This is a genomic window from Microvirga sp. HBU67558 (genome assembly GCF_018069605.1).
GTDB classification, from domain to species: domain Bacteria; phylum Pseudomonadota; class Alphaproteobacteria; order Rhizobiales; family Beijerinckiaceae; genus Microvirga; species Microvirga terrae.
On the sequence record NZ_JAGPUP010000432.1, the window covers coordinates 1 to 11421 of the forward strand.

At 54.8% G+C, this 11421-nt stretch carries 9 protein-coding genes; 6 read left to right on the plus strand and 3 right to left on the minus strand.

Going from position 1 to position 11421, the window contains the following annotated elements; translation table 11 throughout:
* Nucleotides 1-80: 80 nt before the first annotated feature.
* The gene (locus KBI52_RS04510) at nucleotides 81-365 is read left to right on the plus strand and encodes a hypothetical protein (RefSeq protein WP_210805651.1); all 285 of its coding nucleotides are present in this window, start codon (nucleotides 81-83) and stop codon (nucleotides 363-365) included.
* A gap of 349 nt (nucleotides 366-714) precedes the next feature.
* Entirely contained in the window at nucleotides 715-942 is a 228-nt protein-coding gene (locus KBI52_RS04515; protein ID WP_210805653.1) for a hypothetical protein, read from the plus strand.
* 187 nt (nucleotides 943-1129) lie between these two features.
* Here the strand turns inward: KBI52_RS04515 and KBI52_RS04520 are convergent, their stop codons facing one another.
* Entirely contained in the window at nucleotides 1130-2413 is a 1284-nt protein-coding gene (locus tag KBI52_RS04520) for a hypothetical protein (RefSeq protein ID WP_210805655.1), read from the minus strand.
* Between the two features lie 99 nt (nucleotides 2414-2512).
* Nucleotides 2513-3022: a hypothetical protein gene (locus KBI52_RS04525; RefSeq protein WP_210805657.1), complete on the minus strand. Its 510-nt coding sequence runs from the start codon at nucleotides 3020-3022 to the stop codon at nucleotides 2513-2515.
* Nucleotides 3023-4330: 1308 nt separating this feature from the next.
* Between KBI52_RS04525 and KBI52_RS04530 the strand changes: the two genes are divergently transcribed.
* A complete protein-coding gene (locus KBI52_RS04530) occupies nucleotides 4331-4879 on the plus strand; it encodes a hypothetical protein (protein ID WP_210805659.1) in 549 nt (182 codons plus the stop codon).
* Between the two features lie 2622 nt (nucleotides 4880-7501).
* Here KBI52_RS04530 and KBI52_RS04535 read toward each other — a convergent pair.
* The gene (locus tag KBI52_RS04535) at nucleotides 7502-8230 is read right to left on the minus strand and encodes a hypothetical protein (protein ID WP_210805661.1); all 729 of its coding nucleotides are present in this window, start codon (nucleotides 8228-8230) and stop codon (nucleotides 7502-7504) included.
* A gap of 1011 nt (nucleotides 8231-9241) precedes the next feature.
* On the opposite strand from KBI52_RS04535, the gene KBI52_RS04540 reads away from it, so the two are divergent.
* The 3 genes from KBI52_RS04540 (at nucleotide 9242) to KBI52_RS04550 (ending at nucleotide 11195) form a co-directional block, all read left to right on the plus strand.
* Nucleotides 9242-9457 carry a hypothetical protein gene (locus KBI52_RS04540; protein ID WP_210805663.1) on the plus strand — a complete coding sequence of 72 codons (216 nt, stop codon included), beginning with the start codon at nucleotides 9242-9244 and terminating at the stop codon, nucleotides 9455-9457.
* A gap of 341 nt (nucleotides 9458-9798) precedes the next feature.
* Entirely contained in the window at nucleotides 9799-10071 is a 273-nt protein-coding gene (locus KBI52_RS04545; protein WP_210805665.1) for a hypothetical protein, read from the plus strand.
* A gap of 593 nt (nucleotides 10072-10664) precedes the next feature.
* Nucleotides 10665-11195, plus strand: a complete 531-nt coding sequence (locus KBI52_RS04550; protein WP_210805667.1) for a hypothetical protein — start codon at nucleotides 10665-10667, stop codon at nucleotides 11193-11195.
* Nucleotides 11196-11421: the final 226 nt, after the last annotated feature.

An 11421-nucleotide genomic window follows, 5' to 3' on the forward strand; every position in this document is an offset into this window, starting at 1 on the left:
GATGTCCCTTCTGCCGCGCCCGCTTCACTCTTGGATCACTGATGAAAGTGCCAATGTAGTGCTAGAAAGGAATTTAACAGATGGATATCGACGACACCCTCGACCCAGACGACGTCGAAACTCGAACTGTGCAGGCTTTCACCGATGCAGAAGCTGCCGGCGAGCGGGCGGAGGCTATCGATAAGATCGGCACCCTCATCTGCGAGCAGCTCGAAACGGCCTGTTGGCCGGAGACAAAGGACCTTTTGGCCAACCTTCTGAATCGCTGCCGTGACCTGTTTGAGGTCGCATACGCAGATCAGGAGGACGCCCGGCAGCGGTATGAGGAGGCCATGCGCGACGGGAGGGCGCTGCGAGGAGAGTAGGAAACACGTTCTGTGCGACGATCAGGCCAGCCCTGGCCGTTATGGTCTCGCGATCAGCAGCGTAATAGGCCCTACATTGTTCTGAGCTCACAACACGGTTGGCCCCGCCTTCAGAGTTCTGTAGCTCCGCGCGGAAATCATTGGAGTCGATCGTAGGGTGTTAACCCTCTCCAGCACGGGCCCGGTCAAGACAGACAAGACTCATTCAGGAAACCCAATTGTGGATCAATTCGCAGTTTTCAACTCTGGTGTCACGACGACGCGCTCTGGCCAAATTGGTTGGACTACGTAAATTCGTTACGGCCGTAGGCCGCGCCCACCCGGTGTGGTCAATCAGCGCTTCGAGAGCTTGTACCTGTTCGCCGCCTGCCGGCCGGGCACGGTTGCGACTCTTGCGCCGGAGCTGCCACGGGTGAGTGCCGATGCGATGACGATCTTTCTGGATCACTTTGCTCGGCAGATTGAACCCGGTGCGCACGCGATCCTCGTGCTTGATCCGGCCAGCATGACGCGCGAGCCCTGCATGCACCGGAAACCATCACCCTGTTGTCGCGGCTGTCAGCGTCACCTGCGCTGAACCCGGTGGAGCGGGTCTGGCCCCACCTGCGCGGGCACTATCTCTCGCACCGCGTACTTGACGACGAGGCGGAGCTTCGCCGCTTGCCGCGCCTAGAACAAACTTCCCGACGAGACTGGCCGTCTCACAACGATGACGGTCTATCCTTGTCTCACCGGGTCAGGCATTCCCCGACTGCGTATGAGTCCTACGGACAGCAACCAACCTGCCTGCGAGGGGACGTCAGTCCATGAATTGCCGCATCGATTAATGCAATAACGGTAACCATGTCCGTAGATAAAATGGCCTCGTTCGTCCACAAACTGTCATAGGAGCCCATTGCAGCCTCTCTGTTTTCTTGAGGAATGAACTGACCCTGTGAAATCGCGGCCGTTAGAAACGCCTCGATCTCGTCAAATGTATCAAACGCCTCCTCAATAAACGAACTTCGAAGATCGTCGCAGCTCTGCATCGCTATGTTCCGATGTGATCGGAAAACGGCTCGTGTGGCCCATTCACGAAGAGCCTCCTCGTTGGCTTCTAAAGCAATCACACGTGCGATTTCACCAAAGGCAATCCTATACTGATCTCCTGCCAGTGTATGGCTAAAGGCCGTACACTCAGCCAGCGCGCCTAAGAGCTGTTGGTCGATCTCGGTCGCAGAGCGATCCAAAGAGAACAAGAACTCTCTGATGGAGGCGTTCCGAACAAATTTATCCAATGCGTGCCGCGAAGCGCTTGCATCTTCCCACTCGCCATCTGCGTCGCTCTCGAGCCAGGAAAGATACCCTTGGATGTCGTGATAGAAATAGAAGCGTGGTGCAAAGTCCTCCGGCATGAGGTCACAGATTGACTGCCACGTGCAGTCGAGGAGAGCCTTTGGACCATTGCACAGACTGGCTGACGTAGCCGGCCCAGCGAGTTGTCGGCTGACACTCGAAATGGCCTGAGACGAAATCTCAGCTATGTATCTCTCCCCAGTGGCCTCGTATACGATAAAAAACAGTTCCGATGATGGGTGGAGTCCGCCTTTGAAGTAGGAGCCGGAGTCTATACGTCCCGCGGCGCCCCAATCACCACTTTCATCGACAGCCAATAGAACTCCGGACAGGTCCACGAACTGCTGCGCCAGCGTCTTAAAGATTGGGTCCGGAACTGCCCATGGTGTATCAAACCGAAAGTCCAAAGTTGTCTTTGTCGAGGCAATCAAGTGACAATGGCTCGCGTTCCACTTAACACCCCAATGGTGGTTACTCCAATCATACCAGTGGTCAAAGCCTGTTGCTTCTGCTGCTGCAGCCTTCAGCTGCGGGCTGTTTTGGTCATCGAAGGTTGCAGCGATTTCAGGAGGCATAGGTACAAGACAATTGAAATCGAAATGAGTTTCGGACCTATCATCCCGGTTTCGGGTTTCGATGCAGGTTGATTTGAAGCGGTCAATCTCCGCTGGCGGCCCCGACAATGTAAGGCGATTAGTGACCCAGTTTGGCATAATAGATGTCTTTCGTATGATAAATTTTCGTAGGAATGAAATAGGTGGAGTTGTTAGTTGTATTTTGATGCAGCGATGCCTGGACGGAGAATGACGTTTTTAAATGTTGATCCGTTCGCAAAGCAGATCAATCTCTTGAGATTTGAGGATCTGCCCGTGATCTCCAGCGATCATTGCGATATCTTGATCGAATTCGGGATCTTTACCCTGCTCGCATTCCAAGTAGCGCTGGTACACGCGAAGCGCAGCCATAATCGTATCATGCTCCGGAACCAGCACGGTCAGTGCTACAGTATGCGATGAGGCTGGCCCTGATATCGTCTTGAGAGGCTGCTCCTGGACAACCGTATGCCAGGCGAGCGGACCAGATGATGCACAATCGGTAGGTACGCAAAAGGCCTTTACATCATGCAGGTCGCCTGGAGCGATCCCGTAATGGGCCAGCAGAGAGATAACGGCAGACGTCGGATTAGACGCGCGGACGAAAAGGTCGAGATTGTCTCCATCCCCGTTGGTAGTCGTGATGAAATAAAGGAGGGATTCGGTTTGTGACATGATGCTCTGTTGAAAAATGGTTGAATGAGGGTTTTCCCGATGCAGGCGCGCCAAAGCCGTATCTCGGCCCCGACTGGACGCCTACGGAGACCGGGATCGATTTACGATGACGTGGTCCAGCAAGACGAATTGAATTTGCAACGACGCAGCAGCTGCCTCCGAGGCAGCATAAGATGTGGAGAACGTCGGAGCTAAGGAATCCAGATTGCTCAAATTCCCCAGACGTTCTGGAAGATCTGGCGTTGTGCATCCGTCAGACTGGTAAGGTAGATGAGCCGGTCATCCTCGTAGGCAATCGGATACTCATTCTCCCTAATCCAGGAGCCCACGACGCCGGCCGGTTCAAACGTCGTTATGTCTTCGTCGCTGTGATCATACGGGGCACAGGTGCACAGGTTATCGCCGGCGCAGCCGGAGGTGTAGAAGACAGCGTCATAGGATTCGCTAAGTGCTGTAAGGGTGGTAGTAATAACTCTAATTATGCGTTTCATATTTCGTTGAAGGAAGTGGAATTAATTGATGCTGGAATTGTACATCGTCCTATGTTCACCGGCAAAATTAAAATATGGCTAGACCTAAAGAAGCAGGACTGTGGTCGCCGCCAAACAGTAGCAAGATGCTGGCACCCAGTTCCCTGGCTGGAGGCGAACGTCCTCATAGTCGAGCCGACATAGGCGAGCGGGCCCGCTGGCTATTAGACTGGCGGGCGACGCCATACCCGCTCGCTGCAATCGAAACGACAATGATACGAGCGTTCCGCCCCCGTCGCGATGAGCAAAATTGCAAGGCAGATACAGCCGGTCCGATCAGTTCTCGTAAAAGGACGTTTGAGGATGCGCGCCCGACGTCGTGTTTTGGACCGTCGGAGGTCCAGTAGGAGAAAACGTCGTTTCACAACGTGACGCCGAAGGTCATTACAGCACCATGATGAAGTGGTTGTTGCCCAACAATTCGCAATTCGATTCGGACCTTGGTCGCCGTCGTGTGGGATATTCGTAGCGGTTCCAACTTCGTTTGGCAGAAAGGGACACCCTGAAGGGCATAACGGCCTTGTGTTCAAGCTCGTGCATGGCATGGCGCGGAAGGGGAGCGCTCACGTGGAACTGCCACCACACGGGCCGCAACGGAAGCCGGACGACCGAACGCGATCAGGCAAGGGATGCCCATTGCTCTGCGCGAGATCGGGTCGCCCGAAGCCTCGGCTTGACGTGCATTTGTCAGGAGGCACATAGGGACGCGAGCTTGGTGAGGTCAACTCCTCAAGTACGCTCGGGAGTGATCTCGCCGGCGGGCTGATTGTCAGCTCAACGCGGGCCTAAGATTTTCGTTTCGTATGCCAGCGAAGCAGGCCGCGAATAATCCTTGCCTTCACCCAGCTCGATCGGCAATGATTCGATTGTTGAGCTCAAGCTCTTCTTTCATTTTTTCATCAAGGTCATTATGTCTGTTATCGTTACCAAACCACTGCCTCACTTTCGCATCGTTCATCCGGATGGTTCTCGCTCGAGCCGTTCTGCTCCTCCGTCTCTGCTCGCGTCCGTGGCGTATAACCATGTCGTGGAAGTGACCATCGACGGCACCCCACTCCAGATGCACCACTGGGACGTTAAGGGGCGGGGCGCACTGGAAAATTCCATGGGGACCAACATCCTTAAACAACCTGGTGCCATCCAGAAGAAAGGTCAGCGGCGCAAGAGAGCCTACGGCGACATCTGGCTGATGTCCCTGCATAGTGTCCCCTCGATCCGGGTCGAAATGTCTGCCGCCGATCTGCAGAATGCGCTTGCTGCGTATCTTCCCGGCACCAAAACCTATGAGGTGATTGTCGATCACGACGTGTTTGACGTCTTCTTCATAGATGAGAACGTAACGCAGCAAGAGCTGATCAAGGCTGTTATCGCCTTCGGTTGAGCATTCGAGATTGATCCCGCCACGAGGATGGAACTGCGTTCTTCGTGGCGGCTTCCGGATGATTGCTTGATCAGCCCTGCTGATCAAGCGCCAGAGCACTCTGCAGTTGATGATACTCTGCCTCAGACAACAACGCTTGGCACATCTGCTCTAGGTTCGGAGCAGAGAGCTTCGCTCGCGCCGGGGAGGATGCAAAGGTGATTGTCCGCCAATCCTCAATTGGCAGCGCGTGTTCGTTGATACCGGCACCGCCTCTGAGCGGGCCGATATCATGACGATGAGTAGCCTGGCCTCGATCCGCTGGAGCACTGCCAGGACCTGCTTGCACTCACCGACTGTGGAATGATCATGATGAGGTCTGATCAGCCGTTCACTCGGGACCAATTTCATTCAGTGAGTCCTCTATGACTCAATGCTGGATCAGAGGGTGGCAGCCGGCCGCGGTCCATCATCGCTCCGGCTGGCGGCCGCAAGGGTCCCGAGCCAATGCAATTTGTGAAAGCGACGTTTGGCAATGAAGTTCTAGCAACAGTCTAATCGCTCTGGCGTCGGCAAGCAGGATGCCAATGCTATCAGTCTACCAGACCAGATTGCGCCCGTGTCGATCCTGCAACTCCTTCCACGATGACGCGAAGAGCAGACAGGTCGCTCAAAGAGCCAGGCGTCATCATCAATCGCCCCACACACCCGGTACGAACGTCGAAACGTCTGCTGTTCGGGCCGCGCGCTCGACTAAGATTAAAATTGCGTTCCTCTCAATCGATGTGAGATGATAAATAAGTTTAGGGGACGCCATCAGCGCTCCTATATAGGCTCAGGAGTGAGATCGGGGTGACTCCGCCCCACACCGCAAACCGGGACGTGATACGAGGCGATGAGGCAGGTGAAGCTGCCAGCCGCAGACCGGCCAGCGAGGAGAGCCCCGACCGAGACGGACATCCCGCCCATGATGGTAGGTGAGTAACGGCTGCTCGGCAAAAGGCGCTCAAACGTCGTTTTGCAAGAAGGCATTTATTAAGAGGATACGTATGTCTGAACGCTCTTGACCCGTATCCGCGCGCCCTGGTCCCCCAGCAGCTAGGAGCGCGAGCTTCGATCTGGACAAGATCGATAACCGTTGGACCGACAAACAGTTTACCCAGAGCGGCATGGCCCGGCGAATGGAAAAGGCCCCTTCGTGCACATTCAGCCAATCCGCCAAACCCTCAACTTCTTTAGGTGAAACTCGTCGAGTATGGGCTGTTACATGCAGGTACCGGGCAACCACCTGCCGCCGAGTAAGATCGGCTACGCGGCTTGCTGGGTGATCGCGAACTCAGGGTAACGATCACATTCTCTCTTTGATTTCTGTTTTGCTTCAGAAGTCAGGGGGAGAAAGTGAGTTAAATCTAGGGTAAATGCGCTCATGATGGAAGTCAGGTCAGGATAGATCGCTGGCGGGAGAAAGAGCGAAGCTTCAGCGGAGCGATTCTTCCGCCGGCAGGGGAACGCGAAGCGGCGCCCCTCACAGATGTGCTTTCACGAATCTTGGTAATGGAACTGTGGCATTGGTGAAGCCGGTTGGGTGCTCGTGCCTAGATCGAAGACTGATCTCCACTACAAAGCGTGAGGTTGCGGGAATTTTTGCCGTCGGCAACCCGGTGAGGCAGACGTCTCTATCCGGACTTCAATCTGACCAGATGTGCCGGAGTGAAGGATAATAACGGAGCCCCTACAGGAGGAAAACGTCCTTCGGCCAATCGAGCACGCCGGCGCTCAATCCAGTCCTGATATTCAGGGAAGAAGCCACAGAGATGTGTCCCAAACGAACTTGGACCCATGTCACCGCTCAACTTCATTGCTCCGGATGTCTTTGCGTCGGCCGGGATGGGACTCATCGCACAGCCCGATCCGCCCTTTTTATTCGACTCCGCAGCAATCGGAGTGCCGAAATCTCGGTAAAGCTTCAAACGCAGGCCCGAAAAACTCATATGCTCGTGCATACCACTGCGCGATGACTCTGAGAGTTTCTCAAATGACAGCGAGTTTGGGAAGAATGCCGTGCTAGGGTCGGTTCCAGCTCAATTCAATGCCATCCGATTACACTCGACCAACCGAGACGGGCGTGGCCGGGAGACAGTATCGTATCAAAGCCAACTCAATCCTTGTACTCAACTTGATCGGAACGGGGCGGGGCTTTGTAGGATTGGTCAACAGTGACCCTACGGATGGACGTGAGGTTGAGGAGTACGGCTCGTATATCGAGCTCGGCCACACCCTCGTTGATCTGCTGGTACTGGAAGCTGCGTGTTGGAACTCCTGCCCTGAACCCTCGTGTGAGTGAAGTGGCACGGGCCATGAGCCTTCAGGAGCCTCACAGCAGCCATCCATGTCTTTGCTCATCACGACTTTCCGCGGTGGCGATCTCGGGTTGCAGCTCTTGACAATATGACGATCCAAACACCTGAAGGCTACCTTTGCTCAGCTTACAGGTTGTTGTGCCAAATCCTGTCGCTTGTATGGAGGGATAGCCGCCAATGCAGAGGTGGCTCGGATCACCCAGGTGCATTCCTTCTTGTGGCCGGCGCGGCATCCACGACCGTTATGATCTGATACACCGCGCCTAGGTTGCGCCGGGTTAGTTCACCACTTGTAGACGGTGAAATCGCACGGCCACGTCATCCGGCCCCACCGCTGGACGAACTTTTCCCGGTCCTCAGCCGATCCGAAGATAAGAGTCCAGTACCATCTGGTTGGCGACCGTCCGTGGCGTCTGCCTGAAAGCACCGACTTCTTGAAGGTCGCTTTGTGCAGGGTGTAAGGATGCTCCAGATTGGAGCGGCACCATGCGCCCACGCGTCCGTGCAAGCCGACTTCGTCGCTGGAGTCGATGCTGAGCACGTCGAAGTCGGGAACCGTCACGTGCTCGCCGGGGAATGGCTCATATGCGGCCATCGCCTCCAGCATCTGGCGTTCCCGTTGAACATGGACGTCATCCGGCCTACGAGGCGGGATCAGTTCCCACGTGTCGTCTTGCATCGTCTCAACGGTGACGGGTGCCGGTTGCAGCACTGGCTGATGCTCCGCACGCCCAGGCTCAGCCGGCGATATTACCGCTTGCGCGACGCCGATGTCGGCGGACTGGTCCGAGACGAAATGGACCCATTGTTCACGCTCGTTGTGGTCGACATAGACAACAAACGCATCACCGAGGAAGCGATTGTCCTGGATCGCCGAGTACAGCGCGTGAACCGCGTCCGGTTGGTCCTCCATGCCATCGGCGGCCGTGCAGACGTAGAAGGCATAGGGATGTGCTTGGAGGAAGCCGCGCGCATCGTAGGTACTGTTGAAATAGAGCTCAGGAGTCATCATTTGCATAGGGATTAAAAGAAAAACGTTGCATCCAGATGATGGGTACGACCTGGGCTCGTGGCAATAGGGAAAATCACCGGCGTTAACCGACAGTACGAGACGCAAGCATGGATATGGCATAGCCGACGCCATCCTCAACGGACATCGCGATCGCACGCTCAAGCGATTCCTCAGCTATTGAACCTCTCTCGAAGGCAAGCCGGTTGTCAGTCCAGGGCGCAAGTGACGGCGCGATCCACATTCTGCGCTAATGCTTCTACAGCCTCCTAGACTGTCGTCTGCACACCCCGGCAGATATTCCTCGGGCTAATCCCACGGCAGTAGGAGACCGGCTGCATGTAGGCTATGGCTCCTGGACGGTGCGCCACAGGCACAGCATCGTACGATCTGCCGGAGACTGTCGCAGAGTGTCCCAGGGAAAGGTCATCGACCATCTGGAGCCCCGAACCGGTGCCCGCGCCAGGGCTGACAAAGCAGCCAGGGTTAGAGCGGCGGAAATAGTCGGTCTCAATACTTCACCGTCCTGTGGGTCAACGTCTTCCTCAGGATAGCACACTCGAACTCATCCTCGGTCATCGCCCATGAGGCGAATTCGAGACCCCGAGCCCGTCCTGGTCCTCGAAACTTCATTTTGGGCGGAGACAACTTGGTTGAAGGTTTCGACGCGCTCTGGGTCTTCTCCCTCATGGATGGGCTTGGTGGTGATGATCGCGAGTTCCTCTCAAATCAGATGTTGCCCCGGAGTGTGCGCTACGTTCACGTCGGAAGACGTTACCGTGCTCGTTGAGCCCTTTGCCAATGGCCTTTGAAGGTTTCGATGACCCCTTACCATGGCGGCACACGGCCTTCGAGCCGACCGAGTTGGTCACCATCTGTCTCTTACGCACCACCGGCTGTCTTCTTACGGTTGGCCTGGGCGCCGATTGAGAAGGGATCATTAATGGGCTTGACGAAGGATCCGGCAATTTCTTCCCCAGCCCTGCCCAGATTACCCTCGTCTTCGACGGTCCCATGCTGGTGATAGCCGGACAAGGCGCAGTTGATCAGAAGGTTGCAGGCGGTGCCGGAGGGACAGTCCTCGCGATTCCCGGCGACGATTTTGATGAACAGCTTGTACTTCGGGTCCGTCAGGACTGTTTCATTCAGCGCCGGGCGTTTGTGAAGTTGGCAGTCCTGGAGATCGTCGAGTTGAAAATGTCCTTTAGGATATCGATCCGCGTCTTGTAGGGCTTGTACTGACCATCTGTGCCAAGTGCCGGTCCAATCTCACCAGATCGTTTGCCAGGTTGAGGCCCGAAGCTTGCATTTGAATTTTGACCTCGTCAGATCGCACCTGGTAGATTTGGGAATGACGGCATCGCCCGGCGATTTTCAAGGGGCTGCCAGATTATCAACATTCATTGGAATTTACTTATGATTTATACCGCTCTTGTGGTTGAGACGTTCAAAGTCTCCGCCGTTGACGTCGCGTATCGCTCGGGGACGTCGTTTGAATCCTCCAACACAATCACTAACAACATCACTGCTTGTAGTCTTCCAGGCGTTCCTGCTTTGCGAGAGGCGCAGCGATGAACATCGTCGAAGTTGAGGGAGTCTATGTCTGGATTGAGTATGAAGTCTCTGCTGCCATTGAACGGAGCGAGCAGATGCAGGTTTTTCGCAACATCCTCGAGCCGCTTGGCCTGGTATATTCAGGTAGCGGCTGTGCTCTTGGGACAGGATGGTGTGACATTGACTTCGATGTCCCTGTCGGGACGGATCTTCATGCGATCCGTGATGCTCTTGATGTGGATCTCGGTTTCGCGTTCGTCGCCAAGCCCGGCTATCTTTCAGAGGACTAGGTTCATTCCGATCACAGCGAAAGAACGTTGAGCCGAACAGGCAGGGCGCGCGGCTTTTCGACAAAGCGTGGAGGTTTAGAGGATGTCTTCAATGTGCGTGAACACGTCCTTCCACACGGGCTGAAATGCTCGCCGCATCAGATCATCAGCTCGGCAACGGACATAGCTCTCAAGGTCGGTGCATCTCAGTTGATCCAGCTGCGGAGCGGACTGCGCGCGCTCCAGGGTCTCATTCGTATGTTTCGGAGGAGTGATAGTCAAAGGGTTTGAAATTTCACGGTAGCGCATCATGTGCCTCGTCTGTTGCATTCATATTTATTTATGCTACGAAAACTTTGGCATTTGGTTTTGTTGGGTCCAATTGGACTGATTATCGCAAATAACTCGACATATTACTTCAACTATTCCAAGATAAGATATTCCTCAATCTATTATGATTGTAATCGAAAAAGTGTGCTCAACATGCAATCGGTTGAGCAATGATAAATCTAGAATCAACCTATTGTAAAACTTATATTATGAAAGCCAGAAACAGACTAAATCCTAATTCAGAAAGCAGACCTACTTTAAAGTCTCTTCAAGAAAAGCGTATCTTGCACCGGGATATGATCGGCTTAAGGAACATCATCCGAGCCACAACCGGCGTCGTCGAACCATTCGGCCACGACCTCGGAGGCATCTATGCCTTCATGGCAAATGAGCCGAGTTTGAGCAATTTCCGGTTGCGCGGTTATCGGGACGTAGACGGTCTCGTCGGGTTCGAGGGCGGTCGAGCAAGGATTCACGTCACCACGAGCTATCCGCATGCTTATGCGAAGCCGGGTGATGTCAGTACGTCCTATCCGGTAAACAAGCGGGCGGCCGAAATCTTATGTCAGCCGTGCACCAAAAGGACTTACTTCGATCCGAACATCCCTGTGTTTGGTGATGCGATCCTGATTACTGACAGGCGCTATCACTGGGTTCTTGCTAAGGACAACTCCTCAGATGATGATTTCATTGCACTTGATGCCTTGCTAACGACACCACGGGCTGTGTGCACGCGGTCGGGGAGAACAGTGATTGTCTTCCTTGAGGAACCAAACCAAAACGACATTTTCAGTATCATGTTGGCGCGACAGTAATCAAAGGCGTCATGTACCGACAGTTATTTACTGATCCGGCTTGGGTTCTCTTGGAATACGCGGTCAGTTAACCCAAGTCGGCGGGATGAAGCATATAGACATGCGCAAGCTGCCAGCAGCCGCGCAAGAAGAGCGCCGGCGGCAAGTGATCGGCCTGCGCAAGAGCGGGCTGACCTATGAGGCCATTGCCGCGCAGGTAGGTCTGACCCGCACCGGCGTCTTCGAC